Source organism: Polaromonas sp. Polasp52 (assembly GCF_059491565.1).
Map to the genome: position 1 here is coordinate 4,079,668 of NZ_CP168513.1, position 20,671 is coordinate 4,100,338.

A 20,671-nucleotide genomic window follows, 5' to 3' on the forward strand; every position below is an offset into this window, starting at 1 on the left:
AGCCGCCGGCCTTTTCAGGCGGCGGCTTTGGCTTTACCGGATCTCGCGGATTTCCCCCCGGGTTTATCTGTTTCCGGATATCTTTTTTTCGGTAATTTTCACCTTTTCGGTTTTCTCCTGCGGATCGCTCCCGGCGGCGGCCTTGCGCCTGGCGGGCGCGGCCTTTTCCTGCAGCAATTCGTCCCGGGCCAGGTTCTCGATCATGGCCAGCAGCACGGTGCGCGTCATCTTGATGTGTTCGGGCTCTATGCCCTCTATGCTCACATTGTTGGTCTCTTCGGCCAGGGGCACCAGCAGCTGCTTGAGCGCGCGGCCCTTGTCGCTGAGGTAGACATACATATTCTTTTTATTGGTGGGCAGCTGTTTGCGCTCTATGTAGCCCAGCGCCTCCATGGCCTTCATGGCGGTGAAGGTGGTGGGCTCCATCACGCCGGCGCGTTCGCTGAGCTCTTTTTGCGTCAGGCCGTCGGATTCCCAGAGGATGCGCAAAAAGGTCCAGTGGCCGAAGGGCACCCCGTGCCGCGCCAGCCGCACCTGCAGCGCGCGGTGGAAGGCGCGTGAGGCATCGCGGATCAGGTGCGCGAGGCGGTCATTGGGCACGGCTTCACGCCAGTGGCGGATGATGTTTTGGGTGTCGTTGCTCATGACCCCGCATTGTGACCGACTTGGTGCGGGGGAGCGCAATCCCGGCCGCTGCGCGCGGATTCCAGCAGCGCCAGGCAGACCGCCGTGGTGGCGCGAGCCCACTCGCCGCTGTGCACCGGGGGCTTGCCATGGACTACGGCGGCATACAGCTCGTCAATCACCTCCTGGCGCGGGATCGTCGGTACAGGCAGGACTTCCATGGTTTTTTCGCTGTCGGTATAAATGCTTATTTCCGACGGCCCGGGCCGCAGGTCGGCCTTTTCGCAGCTCACGATGATGTGGCCGAAGTGCTGGTGCCGCTGGCCCGCGGGCAGGGCGCTGCCGGCCGTGTACAGGCGGCCGCCGTAGTTGCGCGCCGCCTTGAGCGCGCTTTCTTCGGCGGAGGTAGCCGCACCCTGCAGGCGCTTGCGGGCCGCGCCGTAGTCGGCCGGGTTTTTGAGCTGGCCCATCTCGCCGATGTTGCCCAGCAGCTCGTCCGAGTCGTAGTGGCCGTAGCCACTGTAGCTGGCCGAGGCAAAGGCGCCGCCCTCAAAGCCCAGCAAGGCGCTGTAGGCGCCCTCGGTGGGGCGGCTCACGTCCCAGGCGCCGGTGTGGGCGCGCACGCTGCGCACCAGGCCGCCGCCCAGCAGGCGCACGATGTCCATCTGGTGGGTGGCCTGGCTGTGGACCACGCCGCCGCCGGCGGCCGTGTCCAGTTCCTCGGGGCGGCGCGGGCGGTAGAGAAAATCGGTGAAGTTCAGCGCGTGGATCATCTTCACCGTGCCGTAGCGGCCGCTGTCAATCAGTTCGCGCGTGCGCCGTATCGGCGTGTTGAAGCTGTGGCTGTGGCCCACGATCAGGTGAACGCTCGCGCTGCGCGCCGCGTCAATCATGGCGCTGCATTCGTCCACCGTGAGCGCCATGGGTTTTTCCACCATCACATGTTTGCCGAAGGATGCGGCCAGGCGAACGTGCTCGGCGTGGAACTGGTGCGGCGAGGCGATGTAAAGCGCCTCCACCGCCGGATTGGCGCACAGGGCCTCCATGGATGCGTAGCTGGGCGCGCCGAAGTCTTTTTCGAACTGCGCGCGCGCGGCGGCGATAGGGTCGGTCGCGCCCACCAGCTTCACGCGGCCGTCGTGCACAAAGGTGGGCAGCATCAGCGTGAAAGCCCGGCCCAGGCCGACGATGCCGAGTTTGAGTGTGCGCCCAGTCATAAGTCCAGTACCAGTTCCGGCGATTTTGCGCGCGAGACGCAGACCATGATGTGATGGGCCTTTTCCTCCTCGCTCAGCACCATGTCGCGGTGCTCGGCCTCGCCTGCCAGCAGGCCTGTCTTGCAGCTGCCGCAGGTGCCGCTTTCGCAGGAGCTGGCCACGCGCACGCCGCTGCCGCGCAGGGCCTGCAGCAAGGTCTGCTCCGCGCTGACTTCCACCGTCTTGCCGCTTTGGGCCAGGCGCACGCTGAAGGGCGTGTTTTCCGCAAACACCGTGGCGTCGACGCCGAAGCTCTCGAAATGCACCTTGCCCGAGGGCCAGTGGCCCGACATGTCCGCCACGCTGTCCATCAGGCCCCTGGGGCCGCAGCAGTAGACATGGGCCGCGCCCGGCTTTTCAAACACCGGCCAGAGGTCCAGTGCTTCTTCGATGTTGCCGTTGTCGTGGTGGATCTGCACCTGGCCCGGAAATTCGGATTGCAGTTCGTTGATGAAAGCTGTGCCCGCGGCGTCGCGTGTGCAGTAATAAAGCTTGAAGCCGGCGGCGCCTGTGCGCTTGAGCTGCCGCATCATGGAAAGAATCGGTGTGATGCCTATGCCGCCCGCGATAAAAATGAAGTCGCTCGCTTGCGCGGCCAGTTCGAAATTGTTGCGCGGCGCGCTGACGGTCAGCAACTGCCCGGCCTGCACCTTGTCGGCCATGCTGATGGAGCCGCCGCGCCCGCGCCCGTCGCGCTTGACGGCGATCTGCCAGGCGCCGGTGTCGGCCGGGTCGCTGCACAGCGAGTAATTGCGGCGCACGCCGCTGGGCACTTGCACCGTGAGATGCGAGCCGGCCATGAATGCCGGCAGGGGCGCGCCTTCGGGGTGGCGCAGCTCGAACAAATAAATGCCTTGCGCGACCTCCTGCTTGCGCGCCACCGTCAGCGGGAAAAAATCCGGCTCCGCAACCGGGACGCCATCGGCCCTGGGGTTAACGCTCATTTTTGTCTCCACAAATTTTCTTGACAAACCGCCAAATCACGATAATCTTAGTCATCTAAGAATAATTGGATTGCCCCGGATTGGCAAGTTGTTTTTAAACCTGTTTTGATTGACGGCTACCGACCACGGGGCCATGACCGATAAACCGATAAAAGGACATTCGCGATGTTGACCGCCGAAGAAAATGAACTGCTCTGCCGTGTTGAGGGCCAAGCCCCCATGGGCCAGCTGATGCGCCGCCACTGGACGCCGGTCTGCCTGATCGAGGAGGTCAGCGAGCCCGACGGCACGCCCGTCAAGGCGCGCGTGTTCGGTGAAGACCTGGTGGTGTTCCGCGACACCAAGGGCCGTGTCGGCGTGATGGACGAATACTGCCCGCACCGCCGCGTCTCGCTGGTGTTCGGCCGCAATGAGGACTGCGGCCTGCGCTGCCTCTACCACGGCTGGAAGATGGACGTGGAGGGCAATGTGCTGGAGATGGTCTCCGAGCCCGCCGCCAGCGGCATGGCGCAAAAGGTCAAGCACCTGGCCTACCCGGTGAAAGAGTGGGGCGGTTTTGTCTGGGCCTATATGGGCCCCAAGGAAACCCAGCCCGAGTTCGAACCGCCGGCCTGGGCACCCACGGCCGATGCCCGGGTCACCATCGCCAAGGCGCTGATCCCCTGCAACTGGGCGCAAATCCTTGAAGGCGCGATCGATTCGGCCCACAGCTCCAGCCTGCATTCCTCGGACATGGTGCCGGCGCGCGTGGACGGCGCCGAAGCCACCGACACCAACTGGCTGCGCCCCTCCACCGACAAGGCGCCGCGCATGCAGGTGGAGCGCGGCGGCTACGGCTTCCGGTATGCCGCCATCCGCCGCCCCATCAAGAACGCGGCCGCCAACGACTACATACGTTCCACCGTGTTCGTCGCGCCGGCCACCGCGCTGATACCGCCCAACAACCTCTACAACGTGGCCAATATCAACGTGCCCATGGACGACACCAACACGGCCTTTTATTTCATCGCCTGGGGCCACCCTGAGCAGACGCCCGATACCGACACCTGGCGCAGGTTCCTGGGCCAGCAGCTGGGCCCCGACCTGGACGCCAGCTATGCGCCGCTGCGCAACCGCGCGAACAACTTCTGGCAAGACCGTGAAGCCATGAAGGCCGGCAACTTCACCGGCATCACCGGCTTTCCCAACCAGGACATCGCGATGTGGGTCACCATGGGGCCGATCGCCGACCGCACGCACGAGCGCCTGGGCGCCAGCGACATGGCGGTGGTCGAATTCCGCAAGCAGATGCTCGAGGCCGTGCGCGCTTTCCAGGCCGGCGGGGCTGCCATAGGCACGGGCGCATTGCGCATTCCGTCCAGTGTGGTCGCTTTCCAGGCCATCGTGCCCAAGACCACCGACTGGCGCGCCTACCAGGCCTCTTATGTCTGGGACACACGCGAGCCGGCGCTGGAGCCGTCCTACTCCACCTAGGCCCGCCTTTCCGCATTGGCTTTCCGCCCGCAACGTCAGCAAAAAATTATCAGGAGACAAGTCCCATGAAATTCCCACGCCGTTCCCTTTTGCTGGCCAGCGCGATGCTGCTGGCCGGCCTGCTGCCCCAGCTCGCCGGGGCCCAGGGCGCCTACCCCAACCACGCCATCAAGTTTGTCGTGCCCTATGCGGCCGGCGGCCTGCCCGACACGGTGGCGCGCATCTACGCGCAGCGCCTGGGCGACAAACTGGGCCAGGCGGTGGTGGTCGACAACCGGCCCGGCGCCAACGGCGTGGTCGCCGCGCAGGCGCTGGCCACGGCCCCCAGGGACGGCTACACCTTTCTGGTGACCGATGGTTCGATGTTCTCCATCAACCCCGCCATCTACAAAAACCTGGGCTATGACTACAAGCGCGACTTCGTGCCGGTCTCGCTCGCGGCGCGCGCGCCGCTGTACATGGCGGTGAATCCCAAGGTGCCGGTCAACAGCTTCCAGGAATTCATCGCGCTGGCCAAGGCCAAGTCCGGCACGCTGAACTACGGCTCCTCCGGCATAGGCAGCACCCACCACCTGACCATGGAAGCCATGAAGGCAGCGCTGGGCCTGCAGATCACGCATGTGCCCTTCAAGGGCACCGGCCAGTCGGTGCCGGCCTTGATAGGCGGCCAGGTCGAGGTGCTGTTCTCGGCGCTGCCCTCGCTGTCCGGCTTTGTGAAGAGCGGGCAGGTCAAGCTGCTGGCCACCAACGCGGCACAGCGCTCCAGCCAGGAGCCCAATGTGCCGGCCATCGCCGAAACTATTCCAGGCTTTGACTTCGCGCCCATCGTCGGCGTGCTGGCCGCCACAGGCACACCGGCCAGCGCCATCGAGCGCATCAGCCACGAGATGGCGCAGATCGCCAGGATGCCGGACGTCATCGCCACGCTCAACAACGCCGGCATAGAGCCCATAGGCAGCAGCCCGGCCGATTACGGCAAAGCCATCCTCGGCGAAAACGAGCGACTGGCCAAGGCTATCGCCGCCTCGGGAATCAAGCCCGAATAGGAGCCGTCCACAAAACCCTCCTGGCGTTGTTGGGCCGCCTTGCCGTGCTGGTGCACTGTCTGCGGCGGCCCGCCTAGCCAGGACCGCTTCGCTGGGTTTTGTGAACGGCTCTGCCTCCATCCACTCTCCCTCAAGGAATACACCCCCACATGTCAAAACTGAAACTGAGCTTCGGCTGCTGGAACTACGACCGCACCCGCGCCCTGATGGACGGGAGCGTGCAGCCCGACGGCATAGACCTGAACTACCTCAACATGCCGGTGGAGGAAACCTTCTTTCGCATGCTGCGGCACCGGGAGTTCGACGTCGCGGAAATGTCGCTCTCCTCGTACACGGTCTCCCTGTTCAAGGAGCCGCGGCCCTTTGTGGCGATCCCGGTGTTCCCCTCGCGCTTTTTCCGCCATTCCTGCATTTATGTGAATGCCAACGCCGGCATCCGCGAAGCCAAAGACCTGATAGGCAAGCGCGTCGGCAACCCCGAGTACCAGATGACGGCACCGGTGTGGATACGCGGCATCCTGTCCGACCATTACGGCGTGCCCGTCGACAGCGTGACCTACTTCACCGGCGGCGAGGAAGAACCCGGCCGCTCCGAAAAAATCCAGCTCGACCTGCCGCCCAACATCAAGGTCCAGCGCATAGGCCCGGACCAGACCCTGGCGCAAATGCTGCTCGACGGCGAGATCGACGCGCTCTACACCGCGCGCATGCCCTCGAGCTTCCTCAAGGGCGGCGGCAAGGTGCTGCGCCTGTTCGAGGACTACGAACAGGTCGAGCGCAACTACTTCAAAGAGACGGGCATCTTTCCCATCATGCACACGGTGGCGATACGCCGCGAGGTCTACGAGGCCAACCGCTGGGTGGCGCGCTCCATGATGAAGGCGCTCGAAGAGTCGCAGCGCCGCACCTATGAAGACCTCTACGAAACCGCGGCCCTCAAGGCCATGCTGCCCTGGCTGACCTCGCACGTCGAGCAGGTCAGGCGCGAGATGGGCGAAGACTTCTGGCCTTACGGCTTCGAGAAAAACCAGGCCACGCTGCAGACCTTTCTGCGCTACTCTTTCGAGCAGGGCTTGTCCAAGCGGCTGCTCAAGCCCGAGGAGCTGTTCGCACCCGAATCGCTGGAGGCCTTCAAGATCTAGGCGTGTTTGCAAGGCGCGCGCTTTTTCCGCAAAAGACCACAAGATGAGGCTGGATGTCTGACACCTACCTGGGCTACTTGGGCTACATCCTGGCCGGCGCCGCCTTGCTGCTCTTCACCGCGTCCATCCTGCTCACCAAGCTGGCTTCCCACAGGCTGGATCTCGGCCTGGGCTTTCTGGTCGCCACCACCGCCAACGTCGTTTTCTCCGCCCTGGCCTTTGCGGTGCAGATGGGCTTGCGCGGCGACGCGCTGCTGTGGAACGCCCAGGCCTTCTGGCTGTTCGCCGCGGCGGGCGCCTTCGCCACCTACTTGGGGCGTTTCTTTTTTTATGAGTCCGTCGTGCGCTTCGGCCCGGCCAAGGCCAGCATCTTCCAGATCAGCAGCCCGCTGTTCACCGCCCTGATGGCCTGGCTGCTGCTAGGCGAGCGCCTTAGCGTGCTGGCGGCGCTGGGCATGCTGATGACCATCGCCGGCCTGATGCTGGTGAGCTACAAGCCCGGTTTCTTCTCGCGCCGCAATGCGGTGGTCGTGATGCCGCCCGACGGCGGCCCCGCGCCTGCGGCCCTCAAGTCCAGCGTGATGCAGCGGGCGATGGGGCGTGTGATGCAGTCGGTGTTTCTGCTGGGCGTGGGCAGCTCCATGGCCTATGCCATCGGCAATGTGCTCAGGGGCTCGGCCGTGCGCGGCTGGAACGAACCCGTGCTGGGCGCGCTGGTCGGGGCGCTCAGCGGCCTGGCGCTGCACCTGCTGTTCAGCACCGGCAAGCGCGAGATCATGCAGCGCCTGCGCACGGCCGATCGCGGCGGCCTGGCGCTGTTCGCACTGATAGGCGTCTCGACGATTTCCGCGCAGATCTGCGTGATAGGCGCCATGCGCTACATACCGCTGTCCGTGGCCACGCTGGTGACGCTGTGCACGCCCATCCTGGTGTTTCCGCTCAGCCACCTGCTGTTCAAAAACCAGGACAAGATCACGGCGGTGACGCTGGCCGGCAGCGGGCTGACACTGCTTGGCATCGCCATCATCGTGATGCGGTAACAGGCCCTAAGTCGCCGACCCACTGCCCCCGATTTTTAGAACAATCGGGATAAATTCTGGTGGCAAGGTCGCAAATTGGCTTGCCTGAACGAAATGTCTCAGAAAGACAAAATGACCTTGCCAAAGTGTTTTCCCGAATGAAGGCGCTGAAGCGCCTCCGCGGCATTTGTCCAGTGGGTGACGGAATCAATCATCGGTTTTGTCTTCGTCGATGCCATCGCTTGGACCAGTTCTTGCAGCATTCGGCGTGAACCGACCGGAATTCCTCGAACGGTCGCCTGCTTGCGGAAAATATCCAGGGGATTGATCCCCCCATCGACGCCGCCCAGATAGCCGATCACGTTAACTTGGCCTCCTGGGCGAATCGATTTCAGTGAATGTTCGAAGCTTTGGGGGCCGCCGACCTCGAGAACGTGATCGACACCCCGGCCGTTCGTCAGTTTGAGAACCTCAACTGACCAGTTGGGATATCTCTTGTAATTTACTTTCCCCAATATGCCCGGCGTGGTCAGTTTCTCCAACTTCTCATCGCTGCCGGAAGTAATCACAACCTGAGCACCCGCCATCGCGGCGAATTGCATGGCAAACAAGGACACCCCGCCGGTTCCCTGCACCAGTACCACCTCGCCCGGCTTTACGCCTCCAGAAGTGACAAGGGCATTCCACGCCGTGGATGCAGCGCAAGGAAGGCTTGCCGCCTCGATGTCGCTAATTTCCGGTGGCACGACCACAAGCCTGTCTTCGCTTGTCAGAAACTGCTCGCTCAAAACACCGTCTGAGGGGCCGCCCAGCGGCGCTCCCGCGACACTCGCATCAAAGGAACCGTCGTGCCACCTTTCCCAAAATGCCACAACGGCCCGGTCGCCCTTTTTCACGCGCGTGACGTCCTTCCCGACCTCGATCACCTCCCCCAAGCAGTCCGACATCGGCACGAGCGGAAACTTGAAGGGTGTGTGATAGGAGCCGAGCACTATTTCAACGTCGCGGTAATTCAGCCCGACCGCCCTGACACGCAAAAGAACTTGCCGAGGCCCTGGCAGGGGGGCTTCCTGGCTGATCAACTTCAGTCCGTCAAAGCCATTCTTTTCGATCACTATGGATTTCATGCTTTCTCCTGTTGGTTTTGTCCAGGCGATGCACTATCCTTCAGTGATTGACATTAATCAAATTCATTATTTTGATAATTTTTATTCCAAAGGTGCATGATGCTTGCCGAGTTAAAGGCCTTTGTTCTTCTTGCTGAAACCGGCTCAATTCAAGCGGTCGCAAATCGCATTCCGTTGACGCAGCCAGCTGTCACGCGGCAATTGCAGCGCCTGGAAGAAGTACTCGGCACCACGCTGCTGGATCGTCGCGCAAAACCGGCGCGTCTAACCTCCGCTGGTCTGGCCGTGTTGGGGCACGCCAGAAAGGTTCTTGCCGCGTTTGAGGAACTGAAGAACGCTGCCGCTGTTGATGCAAGCCCCGCCGGGGATTTCAGAGTTGGAATAGCGCATGCCCTGGCGGAATCCGGCGTGGTAAACAGCCTTCAATATCTGAAGCAAAATTTTCCGGACCTGAACCTGCGATTGACTGCGGGATGGACAAACGAACTCATTCCAAAAGTGGACAAAGGCGAGCTGGACGCCGCCCTTGTCATGGTGGCGGGAGCGAGAGACAGCTTGGCCATGTTGCCCGGCCCGGTATTGGCGCGCGACGACCTTATCTTTCTTGCCTCGCGCAACCTGGCTCTGCCAAGAACGCCCTCCCTTGGCGAGCTAAATAGATTCGGCTGGATTCTCACACCGGATACCCTGTGCGGGTCGCGCGCCTCTTTGCGTGGCGCAGTAGAGAAGAATGGCGCGCAATTTCGTATCTCGGCGGAGGTCCACGACATGGCCCTGCAGGCATCGCTTATCGAAAGAGGCCTGGGTATCGGAATGCTTCCTAAACGCAAGGCAACAAGGTTGAAGCGCTCCGGGTTACGCGCCATCAGCGTGCGCGGCCTGGATTTACAGATGCAGATCGCACTCGTCAGGGCGCCATACCTGGGAAGACTTCAAGCTGTGGTGGACGGCCTGCAAGAAAGCCTGGCGGTTGAATTTCGTCGAAATCAGAGCCGTTAGAGCGCTCATTCCGCTGACCCCGTAAGTGCGCCCCTCCTGGGCGCCAGATATGCGACAAGACGCCTGCAGATCTCTTCAACGGCATCGAGAGATGGCCAGCGCTGGCCATAACACTTTTCGGTGACCCGCTTGCTGATCTTGCGATCCGGCACGCGTGACGGTGCCCTTACCTGGTTTCAAGACCCTCAAAGCAGGTGCTAAGTACGAAAGCGATGATCTGATCGTTGGTGTAGAGCTCGCCCATTTTCAGGAACTCCAGAACCGGATCGCAGGCGCGGGCGTATAGCGTGTACAGCACGACGACGGGCGGGAGCTTGGGGTTCAGGGCGCCTTGGGCCTGGGCCGCCTCAATCCAGGCGCCCAGGCGGTCGCTCACGTCCATGAGCCCGTCCATATAGTCTTTGTTGGCCATCAGCGCGGCGCGCAGGCTGGAGTTCTGGCTGGGCAGCGAAGGCATTTCACCCGCCAGCTTCAGGTCCATGGTCCACGCCACGACTCTGCGCAGCTTGTCCACGGCGGACAGCTCAGTGGGCAATGTGTCCAGAAAGGCCTGCGCCCGGCGCATGACCGACACCATGGCCGCCGCCGCCAGGTCTTCCTTGCTGGGGAAGTGCTTGTAGAGGCTGGCCTTGGCAATGCCCACGTCGGCGGCCACTTCGTCCACCGTCATGGATTCAAAGCCTTTTTCAGCCAGCAAACGGTTTACCGACTGGATGATGGCGTCTTCACGCGCCAGCAGCATTTGCGCCTTGAAGGAGGCCTTAGGGGGGAGGGTGCTCGTCATGGCTTGATTTTAGCCAGTTTGGTTTGAAAAAAGAATTGCGAGGAAATATTAATACTGAATGGTATTAATAAATACCATGTAGTATATAATTGACCTGAGCAATTCAAGGAGTGCCGGTGTCGATCAAAGTAGCCATCGTGGGTTCGGGTATTTCAGGCCTGGCGGCCGCCCATGCCCTCAGGGGCAAGGCGGACATCGCGCTGCTGGAGGCGGGCGCCTGGTTTGGCGGGCACACCCACACCGTTGACGTGACGCTTCCCACGCCGCGCGGTGAGGTCACCCACGGGGTGGACACGGGGTTTCTTGTCCTTAACGAGCGGACCTACCCGCAACTGATCGGTCTGCTGGCGGAACTGAACGTGGCGACCGTCAAGTCAGAGATGTCGTTTTCGGTGCGGGCCCAGGATGTCGCCAGCGGCCATGTCCTGGAGTGGAGCGGCTCCAGCCTGAACACCGTGTTTGCGCAACGCGCCAACCTGCTGAACCCGCGCTTTTGGGGCATGCTGCGCGACCTGCTGCGCTTCAACACCCTGACCACCCGCATGGCTCAAGACGCAAGCGACGTGCAACTGCGCCAGCCGTTGGGCGCGTTTCTGGACGAGCACGGCTTCAGCACCGCGTTTCGCGACTGGTATTTCCTGCCCATGATGGCCTGCATCTGGAGCTGTCCCACCGCGCAGATGCTGCAGTTCCCGGTCGCTACCATGGTGCGCTTTTGCCACAACCACGGCCTGCTGCAAATCACCAACCGCCCGCAGTGGTGGACCGTGCAGGGCGGCGCCCGGCACTATGTCGAAAAAATCACCGCTGGCATTGCGGACAAGCGGCTGAACACCCCGGTGCGCCGTATCGAGCACCTGGACGGCACGCCGGACGGCAGAGGCGGCGTGCGCATCCACACCGATGCGGGCGTCGAGCTGTTTGACAAGGTCATCATCGCCACCCATTCCGACCAGGCCCTGCACATGCTGGCCGCGCCAACGGTGCGGGAGCGTGAAACGCTGGGCGCCATCCACTACCAGTCCAACAAGGCTGTGCTGCACACGGATGCCTCCGTCTTGCCGGCATGCAGGGCGGCATGGGCGGCCTGGAACTATGAGCGCTCGGCGCTGCCCCGGCAGGAGGGCGCGCGCGTGTGCCTGCACTACCTGCTCAACCGTTTGCAGCTCCTGCCTTGGGAGCAGCCGGTGATCGTGTCCCTGAACCCGGTGCGCCCCATCGCACAGGACCGCATCATCGGCGAGTACGACTATGCCCATCCGGTGTTTGACCCGGTCGCCGTGGCTGCACAGCACTGCATGCCGGCATTGCAGGGAAAACACCATCGCTACTTTGCGGGCGCCTGGATGGGCTACGGCTTTCATGAAGACGGCCTCAAGGCCGGGCTGGCTGCCGCGGCGCAGCTGTTGGCGGACGCATGAGCCAGCCCGTGCCGCTCATCGGTTTTGGCCAGGTGCGCCACAGCCGCCTGCGCCCGCGGCGCCACGCATTTGTTTACCCCACCTACTTCCTGATGCTGCCACTGCGCAGCCTGCACAGGCAGGCGCCCCAGCCCGGCCAGTGGGACATCAACCGCGGGGGCCCGCTGAGCTTTTTCGAGACAGACCACGGCGACGGGCGCGCGCCGGAGCAGGGCGGCGCCATCGCGTGGCTGGACGAAGTGCTCAAGCGCGAGGGCATTCATGACGCGACCGGCGAGGCCTGGCTGCACACTTATCCGCGCGTGCTGGGCTACACCTTCAAGCCGGTGAGCTTCTGGTATTGCCACCGCGCGGCGGGCGACCAGGACGGCAGCCTGCGCGCCATCGTGGTGGAAGTCAACAACACGTTTGGCGAGCGGCATTGCTATGTGCTGGACGCGCCCCGCTACGGCGTGGAGCAGCGTGCGGACAAGGTATTTCATGTCTCGCCCTTCAACCCCGTGCAGGGCCACTACCGTTTTCGCTTTATGCGCAGCGAACAAGGCGAACAGGCTCGCATTGTCGCCCGCGTTGATTTTTACGACGACATCGTTGCCGACGCCGCCGTGCTGCAAACCAGTGTGAGCGGCACGCTGCGGCCCATCACGCCGGCCGTCCTGCGCAGTGCCGTGTGGCGCTATCCCGCGATGACCCTGGGTGTGGTGCTGCACATCCATGTCCAGGCGCTGCGCCTGTGGCTGAAAAAAGTGCCTTTCTTTCGAAAACCCCCGCCGCCGCAAACCTTTGTCTCGCGCTAGATGCCCAGCGCGGGAGATATGCCCCATTGAGGAGTCCGACATGAACGCCGTTACCCGCACCGCCCAAGGCCTCGCGTTTCCAGAGAATGCGCCGGCCGCCGCCCGAAGCGCGCTGCGCCTGCTGCAAAACTTGCGCCACGGCGCGCTGACCTTGCACCTGCCCGACGGCTCGCAGCGCCGCTTTGGTGAGCACCCGCAGCAGCATGACATGCACATGCCTGGGCACCCCAGTGCCAGCATCACGCTGCACAACTGGAAGGTGTTCGGTGCCGCGCTCAAGTCCGGCGACATCGGCTTTGCCGAGAGCTATATCGCCGGCGACTGGAGCACGCCCAACCTGACCGAACTGCTCAAGCTGTTCTCCGCCAATCGCCGGGAGATCGATGCCATGATCTTCGGCACATGGTTCGGGCGGCTGCTGTACCGCGCCCGGCACCTGCTGCACCACAACAGCCGGGCCAACAGCCGCAAGAACATCCACGCCCACTACGACCTGGGCAACGCGTTTTACAGGCTGTGGCTGGATGAGACCATGAACTACTCCGGCGCCTGGTTCGACGGCGACCTGTCCCGCCCCTTGCCCGAGGCGCAAAACGCCAAGGTGCGCCGCGCGCTCGACATGGCCGGCGTGAAGCCCGGCGACCGTGTGCTGGAAATCGGCTGCGGCTGGGGCGCGCTGGCCGAGCAAGCCGCCATTGAACGGGGCGCGACCGTGGTGGGCGTGACATTGAGCACGGAGCAGCTGGCCTATGCCGACGAGCGCATGCGACGCCTGGGCGTGAGCACCGGCGCGGGCGGGCGCGCCGATCTGCGCCTGCAGGACTACCGCGACATCCCGGACGCGCCGTTTGACGCGATCTGCTCCATCGAGATGGTGGAGGCCGTGGGGCAAGCCTATTGGCCCACCTACTTTGCCGCCGTGAGCCGCCTGCTCAAACCCGGCGCGCGGGCCTGCGTGCAAAGCATCGTCATCAACGACGCGCTGTTCGACCGTTATGTGAGGTCGACCGACTTCATCCAGCAGTACATCTTCCCCGGCGGCTGCCTGCCCTGCCCGCGGGAGTTTCGCCGCCAGGCCCAGGCCGCGGGGCTGGAGGTGGTGGACGAATTTGCCTTCGGCGCGGACTACGCCGAGACCCTGCGCCGCTGGCGCGACGCCTTCATGGCGCGCAATGCCGAGGTGGCGGCGCTCGGCTTTGACGAGCGCTTCATGCGGATCTGGGCGTTTTACCTGGCCTACTGCGAGGCCGCCTTTGACACCGGTGACATCAACCTGATGCAGTTCACCTTGCGCAAGCCCGCCGCGCTTTCGCCTCCGGCATGACTGGCATGAAAAACGCGGCTGCCTGCGCGGTATTGGCGGCTGCCGGCTGCCTGCCTGGCGTGTCCGCCCAGGCCTTGCCGCAGGAACTGCGACCCAGCCTGCCCTCGGCCAGCCTGTCCGGCCAGGCCAGGTTCAGGTTCTGGGGCTTTGAGGTCTACCAGGCCACCCTCTGGGTCGCCCCCGGGTTTGCCGGGTTGGGTTATGAGCAAAGTCCGTTTGCGTTGGAGCTGGCCTACCTGCGTGACTTCAAGGGTGCGGACATCGCCAAACGGTCCATTGCGGAGATGCGCCGCCAGGCGAGCATCACCCCCATGACCTCGGCGCAGGAAACCGCCTGGGAAAACCAGATGCGTGCGCTGTTTCCCGATGTCAGCGCCGGCGATCGTATCACCGGTTTGAACCAGCCCGCCACGGGCGCGGTGTTCTGGAGCAACGGCCGCCTGATCGGTGAAGTGCGCGACCCGCTGTTTGCCAAACTCTTCTTCGGCATCTGGCTGTCACCGCAAACCTCCGAGCCGCAGTTGCGCCGCGCGCTGCTGGCGCAGGAAAAATCACCGGTCCCGGCGGGCGCCGCACCATGAATCTCCGCGCGGCAGTCCAAACCGAAACGACACCCCAGGCCTGGAGTGTGGGTGACGGCGTGCGCTACGGCCTGCTGGGTGTGCCCCTGGCGTTTTGCGCACTGCCCCTTTATGTCTTGATGCCCAATCTGTATGCGCGCCATTGGGGGGTGTCGCTGGCGGCTTTGGGCGCCGTGCTGCTGGGCGCGCGCCTGCTCGATGCGGTCATTGATCCGCTGCTGGGCCGTTTATGTGATCGCTTGTATGCCGCCTCGCTGCGCGCGGTGCTGGCAATGGGCGCGGTGGCGGCCGCCGTGCTGGCCGTGGGATTTTCTTTTTTGTTTGTGCCGCTGGTGAGTGAACCCGGGGTCTTGCTTTGGTGGGCAGGGTTCTGGCTGGTGGTGACCTATGCGGCCTACAGCGCCTTGTCGGTCGCGCATCAGTCCTGGGGCGCCATGCTCGGCGGTGACGCGCTCTACCGCAGCCGGGTGGTGGCCTGGCGCGAAGGGCTGGGCCTGGCCGGGGTGCTGCTCGCGTCGGTCACTCCCGCGCTCCTGGGCCTGCCCGCCATGCTGGCCCTGCTGTTCTTCGGCCTGGCCGGGGGCTGGTGGGCCTGGCGCGCAGCGCCTCAGCCAGCGCGGCATCGCCATGCGACCATGACCGCGGCACCCCACACGCTCTGGCACCCGTGGCGCAACCCCGGCTTTCGCCGGCTCCTGGGCGTCTACCTGCTCAACGGCATTGCCAGCGCCATCCCGGCGACGCTGGTGCTGTTCTTCCTGCAGGACCGCCTGCAGGCCAGCGGGGCCATGCAGTCCGCCGCGCTGGCGGTGTACTTTGTGTGCGGCGCGCTGTCCATGCCGCTATGGCTGCGCGGGGTCAAGCGCTGGGGGCTGGTGCACAGCTGGCGCTTCGGCATGCTGCTGTCCATTGCCGTTTTTCTGGGCGCGAGCCGGCTGGGCGCGGGCGATGCACCCTGGTTTTTGCTGGTGTGCGCCTTGTCGGGCGCGGCTTTGGGCAGCGACCTGGTCCTTCCCGGCGCATTGCTGGCAGGTGTCATCGCCAGGGCCGGTGACCGCGGCCGCGCCGAAGGCGCTTACTTTGGCTGGTGGAACTTCGCCACCAAACTGAACCTGGCGCTGGCCGCCGGCCTGGCCCTGCCTTTGCTGGGCTGGCTGGGTTATGTGCCCGGTGTGCGGGATGCCAACGCGTCCGCCTTGCTCACCGCCGCCTACTGCCTCCTGCCCTGCGCGCTCAAGGCTCTTGCGGCCGGCGCGCTCCATTTTTTCATCCTCCCACCGACGGCCCAGCCGCAAACCCCATGACACAACGCAGCTTCTTCCACCGCCCACTTCTTCTTGCCGCCCTGGTGTGCGCCGCCTTGCTGGGCGCATGCAGCACGCCGCAAGTCCAGGACTACGCCAAAGAAACCCCGGTGCTGGAACTGCGCGACTACTTCAACGGCACGCTCGATGCGTACGGCATCTTCACCGACCGCTCGGGCAAGGTGGTCAAGCGTTTTACCGTGGTGATGACATGCACCTGGAAGGGCGACGCCGGCGTGCTCGACGAAGCCTTCAGCTATTCCGACGGAACCACCCAGCGGCGCATCTGGCGCCTGACGCGCCACGCCGACGGCCGCTACAGCGGCCAGGCGGACGACGTGGTGGGCACGGCCGAGGGCCGGCAAAGCGGCAACGCCTTCAACTGGGCCTACACCCTGGCCTTGCCGGTGGACGGCCGGGTCATCAACGTGCAGTTTGATGACTGGATGTACCTCATGAACGACAAAGTCATGCTCAACAAAGCCGCCATGCGCAAGTGGGGTGTGGGCCTGGGCGAAGTGACACTCTCCTTCATCAAGCGGTAAAACGCCATGGCCCTCAACTCTCGCATGGAAGACTGGCACGGCCGCTCGGTCTGGCTGGTGGGCGCGTCCACCGGCATAGGCCGGGCCACCGCATCGGCGCTGCACGCCCAGGGCGCCAGGGTGGTGGTTTCGGCCCGCGGCGCGGATGCCCTCAACGCCTTTGTCGAAGCCCACCCCGGCGCCCTGGCCCTGCCGCTGGACGTCACCGACGCGCGCGCCGTCAAGGCCGCGGCTGCGGACCTGGCCGTGCGGGATGCGCTCGATTGCGTCGTGTACTGCGCGGGCCACTACCACGCCATGGACGCCGCCCACATGGACCTGGGCGACCTGCTGCGCCACAACGAAGTGAATTACCTGGGCGCGCTCTACCTGCTGGATGCCGTGGTGCCGCAGCTGCTGGCGCGGCCGCCCCATACGCGCACCGGCCAGCGCGGCCACATCAGCTTGATGGGCAGCGTGGCCGGCTATCGGGGCCTGCCCAACAGCCTGGCCTACGGCCCGACCAAGGCCGCTCTCATCAACCTTGCCGAGACCCTGTACCTGGACCTGCATGCACAGGGTGTGGGCGTGTCCATCATCAACCCCGGCTTTGTGAACACGCCGCTAACGCAACAGAACCAGTTCAAAATGCCCGCCTTGATCACGCCCGAACAGGCGGCACGCGAAATCCTGAAAGGCTGGGCATGCGGAGAATTTGAAATCCACTTCCCCAAACGTTTCACCCGCTGGATGAAAGCCCTGCGGCTTTTGCCTTACCCTGTGTTTTTCGCGGCGACACGCCGCCTCAGACAGGCCTAGAAATTCCATGAACCCCGCCGACTCCGCTGTCGACCGAATCGTCGACGCCTTCCAGACCCTCACGCCCGCCGGCGTGGAAACCCTGGGCGCCCTCTACGCGCCCGATGCGCGCTTCAAGGACCCCTTCAACGACGTGCAGGGCCTGGCCGAAATCCAGCGCATTTTTCGCCACATGTACGTGAGCCTGGAGAGCCCGCGCTTTGTCATCACCGGGCGTATCGTGCAAGGCGAGCAATGCTTCCTGACCTGGGAATTCCACTTTGCCTTCAAGCGGTTCCAGCGGGGAAAGGCCCAGTGCATTCTGGGGGGCTCGCACCTGGTGCTGGATGGCGAAGGCCGCATCACGCTGCACCGGGACTATTGGGATGCGGCTGAAGAACTGTACGAGAAGTTGCCTGTGGTCGGCGGCTTGATGAGATGGTTGAAGCGGCGTGGCGGTTCGTCATAGATGACTGCCTCACCGCAAAGCAGACATTCCTTGCTCACCAGTGATCGAATCCAGCGGACTCATTGTCTGCCTGGCCTCAACCTTCAGCACATGCGTGTAAATCATGGTGGTGCTCACATCAGAGTGGCCCAGCAGTTCCTGTACCGTGCGGATGTCGGTGCCCGCCTGCAGGAGATGGGTGGCGAAGCTGTGGTGCAGCGTGTGCGCCGATACCGGCCTGACGATGCCGGCAAGCTTGAACGCCTGCTTCAGGCTGCGCTGCAATCGCTCTTCATACAGATGATGACGGCGCTCTATGCCACTGCGCGGGTCGGTCGGTTGATGTTGTCGAGCCAGGGCAGATCGACGCCAAGCACCTCCCGGTATAAGAACAGCAACGCGCTCAGGGCCTGGTTGTGTGTGGATGCTGAAACCTTGCGTTCCGTGGCCAACATAGTCAGAAAGTCCTCAATCTCCTTCGCCCCCATGTCGCGCGGATGCTTCAAACCATGCCAGCGGATGAAAAAACGTACCCAGTACACATAGAGCTTCTCGGTGCTGAAGCTATAGTGAAGACAGCGAATCCGCTCCCTGACCTGGTCGAGCAAGCAGGTCGATTGCAGCGCTGGGTTGCCGGGTTTCATGGAAGTATTTATACCTGTATGAAAATACAAAATATTTGCCAAAACCCCAATAAACAAGAGGCTTTCGGACGATTTTTATGGCCAAGTTAAACCTCAGCCGCCAAGTTAAGCCACAGGTTTTGCGGTCTAAATTACGTTAGGCGCCTAGAGCATGACTACGCATTACCGGCATTTGTTGCCACTTCTCTTTCTGATCATTTCGTGCGGTTCAAAAGCTGGAGACGAGACTACCGATCACGAACTGATCTCGAAGATCGCTAAACGGGAAGGTACGACCGTTGAAGAGGTCAAGAAATCGCTCGAGGAGGGCTGCAGTAGCGGAGTAACTCCGTACATGCGGCAATGCGCATACCTCAATGCGGTTGGCGAAGACATCAAACTCAACGAGACGTATCAGAAGCTGCTGCGCAGTCTGGAAACTCCCGCTGCAAAGCAAAAGTTGATAAAGGCTCAGAGAGCTTGGCTCAGCTTCCGCGACGCCACGTGCGAGTACGAAGCCATCGCTTGGACGGGCGGCACCGGCTATGGCGTAGTCCATTCAGGATGTTTGGCAACAATGACCAGCCGCAGAAACCAAGACTTGCAGTCCTATGCATCCTGCGACGGCTCGGGTTGCCCTCGATGATTCCACTTGCTTCAAGCGAAGAGGCGCTTAACCCTTCCATCGAGAGGACGCTTTCCAGCCTTCGGCCTCCGAGCGCCTCTCATGTCAAACGTTAGCCATCTATGAACACCGCACTCGCCAAGCTCAATCACCAATTCTGCGAGCAGGATTTCATCGACTTTCCGGTGTGGGCGACCTACTACGAGCCCGATGACATTGATGCCTTTGTCGACTTCGGATACAACCGTCAAGAAGTCGAACAGCTCGTCTTGCTCATCAGGAACAACGACGAATACTCTTTCCCACTTCCTCCGCTGGCCGTGACTTCTCCATTCAACTACCTATACCTCGGTGTTCGAGCAACCACGCGAGGTGGCAAGAGCCTTGTGGGTTACATCACCGGGCCATGCTTCGGTGTCTTTCATAGCGGAAAGTCCTACCAGTTCAACAGCGCCCTTCATGCTTTGGCTTTGCAGGCTGCCAAAGAGCTCTCAGCGGCCCTCGGTGAGCAGGCCGTGTTCCCCATGCAAGTTGAGGTCATGGCAACTGGTGAGCGCAAAGAGGAAGACCTGTGGTGAACGGGCAGATGGCTAACCCCTCCGTCAAGGGGCATCTTGCGCGTATGCGCAATCCGCCCCTTACGTCGAACGTTAGAGCCTTTGGCAGACACTCTCGGCTTCTTGTGTGATACGGCCAGTTCACAACCTTTTCTGTAGGAGGAATTATGAGAAATCAGATCGCCGGTGGAGGCGCAGTCTTAATTGGCATTGCTATCGTACTTGTCGTCCTGCTCAGTGACGGACCTGTACCGGTTAAACCTCTATTGAGTGGGCTTGCATTCATCGGTGTCGGAGCGTACTACCTCTTAGTGGGAAAAAAAGCCGCATCGCTGAAGGAATTCGTAGTGGACGGAAAGATGGTGACCGATGAAACCGACGGCAAGAAGCTCTAACTGGTCGCTCGACACGGAAACGCACCTGCGGGGGGGGCGCTGCGCGGCATGCGTTGCGTTCCGGTCAGCTTCGACGTTAGGCCTCACATGTAAGACAACCCGAACGCCGCCGCCGTGAATGCACTGTTAGCCGAGTTGAGCTCTGTTTTGGGCTTCAGTAAGGCTGCGAGAGATAGCGGGAGCTTCATCACCTTAGCGAAGGACGTCGATGGGTTTACTGACAGAGTGTTCGTTACGGAGGGAATGGACCCTCGCGGCGATTCAGCGCTTAGAGAAAAGGTAAGGGCGCGTGTTTCAAGGCGTCTTGGCTCCGAGGACTAAGGTGTGAGTCTTAACATTTCAATCGACACGGACCCACAACAGCAGGAGCCGGCTTCGCCGCAACTGTTGGTGGTCCGGTCATTTCTACGTTAGGGTGCCCACATGCAAGTTGCAAAGATTCTCGCGTGCACGTTGATCAGCCTTCTGGCGGAAGCTGCCATGGCTTGCTCGCCACCGCCGCCAAAAATTGGTCCGGATGGCAAAATGATGGTTGACCCCTACAAGTACAACTATGTTGCCGAGGTCGTTGGCTTACGCGAGGTCATCCTTCCATTTGGGCGAGAGCGCGTGCCTCAGGCCATGCTGGCTCTTGAATTGAACGTGATAGCGAGTTCGAGCGCGGAGGTCGCCGTCGGGTCTCGCCAGTTGGTGGTTTATCCTGGCGTTGGCTCAGACTGTTCATCTGAGCCACGCTCTTATGATGCCGGTCGTCGGTGGGAGAACTTTCCAGTTGGAGCCAAAGTGTCTGTCCGTGGCAATAGGCTTGATGCCGCGTTTGTCGAGAATGCGCCCTAACTGGTCAGTCAACACGGACGCCC

The 20,671-nt window shown here is 62.6% G+C and carries 24 protein-coding genes; 17 read left to right on the forward strand and 7 right to left on the reverse strand.

From position 1 onward, the window contains the following. Positions 1-63: 63 nt before the first annotated feature. From ACEN9P_RS19150 to ACEN9P_RS19160, 3 genes are read right to left on the reverse strand one after another with little or no spacing between them, the layout of a single operon-like run. The gene (locus ACEN9P_RS19150; RefSeq protein WP_495620164.1) at positions 64-645 is read right to left on the reverse strand and encodes a MarR family winged helix-turn-helix transcriptional regulator; all 582 of its coding nucleotides are present in this window, start codon (positions 643-645) and stop codon (positions 64-66) included. Further along, positions 642-1,841: a Gfo/Idh/MocA family protein gene (locus ACEN9P_RS19155; protein ID WP_495620165.1), complete on the reverse strand. Its 1,200-nt coding sequence runs from the start codon at positions 1,839-1,841 to the stop codon at positions 642-644. The genes ACEN9P_RS19150 and ACEN9P_RS19155 overlap by 4 nt, the downstream gene beginning before the upstream one ends. After that, entirely contained in the window at positions 1,838-2,824 is a 987-nt protein-coding gene (locus tag ACEN9P_RS19160; RefSeq protein WP_495620166.1) for a PDR/VanB family oxidoreductase, read from the reverse strand. Before ACEN9P_RS19160 ends, ACEN9P_RS19155 begins: the two co-directional genes overlap by 4 nt. 165 nt (positions 2,825-2,989) lie before the next feature. Here ACEN9P_RS19160 and ACEN9P_RS19165 point away from each other — a divergent pair, with 165 nt between their 5' ends. From ACEN9P_RS19165 to ACEN9P_RS19180, 4 genes are all read left to right on the forward strand, one after another. Further along, the gene (locus tag ACEN9P_RS19165; RefSeq protein WP_495620167.1) at positions 2,990-4,297 is read left to right on the forward strand and encodes a Rieske 2Fe-2S domain-containing protein; all 1,308 of its coding nucleotides are present in this window, start codon (positions 2,990-2,992) and stop codon (positions 4,295-4,297) included. A 65-nt stretch (positions 4,298-4,362) separates the two neighbouring features. Beyond that, positions 4,363-5,343: a Bug family tripartite tricarboxylate transporter substrate binding protein gene (locus ACEN9P_RS19170; protein ID WP_495620168.1), complete on the forward strand. Its 981-nt coding sequence runs from the start codon at positions 4,363-4,365 to the stop codon at positions 5,341-5,343. Positions 5,344-5,492: 149 nt separating this feature from the next. Beyond that, on the forward strand, positions 5,493-6,485 hold the full coding sequence (locus ACEN9P_RS19175; protein WP_495620169.1) for a substrate-binding domain-containing protein: 993 nt from the start codon (positions 5,493-5,495) through the stop codon (positions 6,483-6,485). A 53-nt stretch (positions 6,486-6,538) separates the two neighbouring features. Next, on the forward strand, positions 6,539-7,525 hold the full coding sequence (locus tag ACEN9P_RS19180) for a DMT family transporter (RefSeq protein ID WP_495620170.1): 987 nt from the start codon (positions 6,539-6,541) through the stop codon (positions 7,523-7,525). Positions 7,526-7,623: 98 nt separating this feature from the next. On the opposite strand, the gene ACEN9P_RS19185 is transcribed toward ACEN9P_RS19180, so the two are convergent. Next, complete coding sequence (locus ACEN9P_RS19185) at positions 7,624-8,631, reverse strand: zinc-dependent alcohol dehydrogenase family protein (protein WP_495620171.1); 1,008 nt, start codon at positions 8,629-8,631, stop codon at positions 7,624-7,626. Between the two features lie 96 nt (positions 8,632-8,727). Between ACEN9P_RS19185 and ACEN9P_RS19190 the strand changes: the two genes are divergently transcribed. Then, positions 8,728-9,630 carry a LysR family transcriptional regulator gene (locus ACEN9P_RS19190; RefSeq protein ID WP_495620172.1) on the forward strand — a complete coding sequence of 301 codons (903 nt, stop codon included), beginning with the start codon at positions 8,728-8,730 and terminating at the stop codon, positions 9,628-9,630. 166 nt (positions 9,631-9,796) lie between these two features. Here ACEN9P_RS19190 and ACEN9P_RS19195 read toward each other — a convergent pair whose 3' ends face one another. Further along, positions 9,797-10,414: a TetR/AcrR family transcriptional regulator gene (locus tag ACEN9P_RS19195; protein WP_495620173.1), complete on the reverse strand. Its 618-nt coding sequence runs from the start codon at positions 10,412-10,414 to the stop codon at positions 9,797-9,799. Between the two features lie 122 nt (positions 10,415-10,536). Between ACEN9P_RS19195 and ACEN9P_RS19200 the strand changes: the two genes are divergently transcribed. Genes ACEN9P_RS19200 through ACEN9P_RS19235 form a run of 8 tightly spaced genes read left to right on the forward strand, consistent with a single transcriptional unit; the run spans position 10,537 to position 17,632 of the window. Next, positions 10,537-11,835 carry an NAD(P)/FAD-dependent oxidoreductase gene (locus tag ACEN9P_RS19200; protein WP_495622198.1) on the forward strand — a complete coding sequence of 433 codons (1,299 nt, stop codon included), beginning with the start codon at positions 10,537-10,539 and terminating at the stop codon, positions 11,833-11,835. Next, positions 11,832-12,632 (forward strand): DUF1365 domain-containing protein, encoded by an 801-nt coding sequence (locus tag ACEN9P_RS19205; protein ID WP_495620174.1) that lies wholly within the window; start codon positions 11,832-11,834, stop codon positions 12,630-12,632. The genes ACEN9P_RS19200 and ACEN9P_RS19205 overlap by 4 nt, the downstream gene beginning before the upstream one ends. Before the next feature lie 40 nt (positions 12,633-12,672). After that, positions 12,673-13,956 (forward strand): class I SAM-dependent methyltransferase, encoded by a 1,284-nt coding sequence (locus tag ACEN9P_RS19210; protein WP_495620175.1) that lies wholly within the window; start codon positions 12,673-12,675, stop codon positions 13,954-13,956. 5 nt (positions 13,957-13,961) lie between these two features. Then, positions 13,962-14,537: a chalcone isomerase family protein gene (locus tag ACEN9P_RS19215; protein ID WP_495620176.1), complete on the forward strand. Its 576-nt coding sequence runs from the start codon at positions 13,962-13,964 to the stop codon at positions 14,535-14,537. Then, entirely contained in the window at positions 14,534-15,841 is a 1,308-nt protein-coding gene (locus ACEN9P_RS19220) for an MFS transporter (RefSeq protein WP_495620177.1), read from the forward strand. The genes ACEN9P_RS19215 and ACEN9P_RS19220 overlap by 4 nt, the downstream gene beginning before the upstream one ends. Next, positions 15,838-16,386, forward strand: a complete 549-nt coding sequence (locus ACEN9P_RS19225) for a DUF3833 domain-containing protein (protein ID WP_477663348.1) — start codon at positions 15,838-15,840, stop codon at positions 16,384-16,386. Before ACEN9P_RS19220 ends, ACEN9P_RS19225 begins: the two co-directional genes overlap by 4 nt. A gap of 6 nt (positions 16,387-16,392) precedes the next feature. Next, the gene (locus ACEN9P_RS19230; protein WP_495620178.1) at positions 16,393-17,184 is read left to right on the forward strand and encodes an SDR family NAD(P)-dependent oxidoreductase; all 792 of its coding nucleotides are present in this window, start codon (positions 16,393-16,395) and stop codon (positions 17,182-17,184) included. Positions 17,185-17,191: 7 nt separating this feature from the next. Continuing rightward, the gene (locus ACEN9P_RS19235) at positions 17,192-17,632 is read left to right on the forward strand and encodes a nuclear transport factor 2 family protein (protein WP_495620179.1); all 441 of its coding nucleotides are present in this window, start codon (positions 17,192-17,194) and stop codon (positions 17,630-17,632) included. Positions 17,633-17,641: 9 nt separating this feature from the next. Here ACEN9P_RS19235 and ACEN9P_RS19240 read toward each other — a convergent pair whose 3' ends face one another. Further along, positions 17,642-17,896: a tyrosine-type recombinase/integrase gene (locus ACEN9P_RS19240; protein ID WP_477663351.1), complete on the reverse strand. Its 255-nt coding sequence runs from the start codon at positions 17,894-17,896 to the stop codon at positions 17,642-17,644. Positions 17,897-17,925: 29 nt separating this feature from the next. Further along, a complete protein-coding gene (locus ACEN9P_RS19245) occupies positions 17,926-18,255 on the reverse strand; it encodes a phage integrase N-terminal SAM-like domain-containing protein (RefSeq protein WP_495620180.1) in 330 nt (109 codons plus the stop codon). A 151-nt stretch (positions 18,256-18,406) separates the two neighbouring features. Between ACEN9P_RS19245 and ACEN9P_RS19250 the strand changes: the two genes are divergently transcribed. From ACEN9P_RS19250 to ACEN9P_RS19265, 4 genes are all read left to right on the forward strand, one after another. Then, entirely contained in the window at positions 18,407-18,880 is a 474-nt protein-coding gene (locus ACEN9P_RS19250) for a lysozyme inhibitor LprI family protein (protein WP_495620181.1), read from the forward strand. Positions 18,881-18,981: 101 nt separating this feature from the next. Continuing rightward, positions 18,982-19,437 carry a hypothetical protein gene (locus tag ACEN9P_RS19255; RefSeq protein WP_495620182.1) on the forward strand — a complete coding sequence of 152 codons (456 nt, stop codon included), beginning with the start codon at positions 18,982-18,984 and terminating at the stop codon, positions 19,435-19,437. A gap of 146 nt (positions 19,438-19,583) precedes the next feature. Further along, entirely contained in the window at positions 19,584-19,811 is a 228-nt protein-coding gene (locus ACEN9P_RS19260) for a hypothetical protein (protein ID WP_495620183.1), read from the forward strand. A gap of 423 nt (positions 19,812-20,234) precedes the next feature. Further along, entirely contained in the window at positions 20,235-20,648 is a 414-nt protein-coding gene (locus ACEN9P_RS19265; protein ID WP_477663356.1) for a hypothetical protein, read from the forward strand. Positions 20,649-20,671 lie beyond the last annotated feature (23 nt).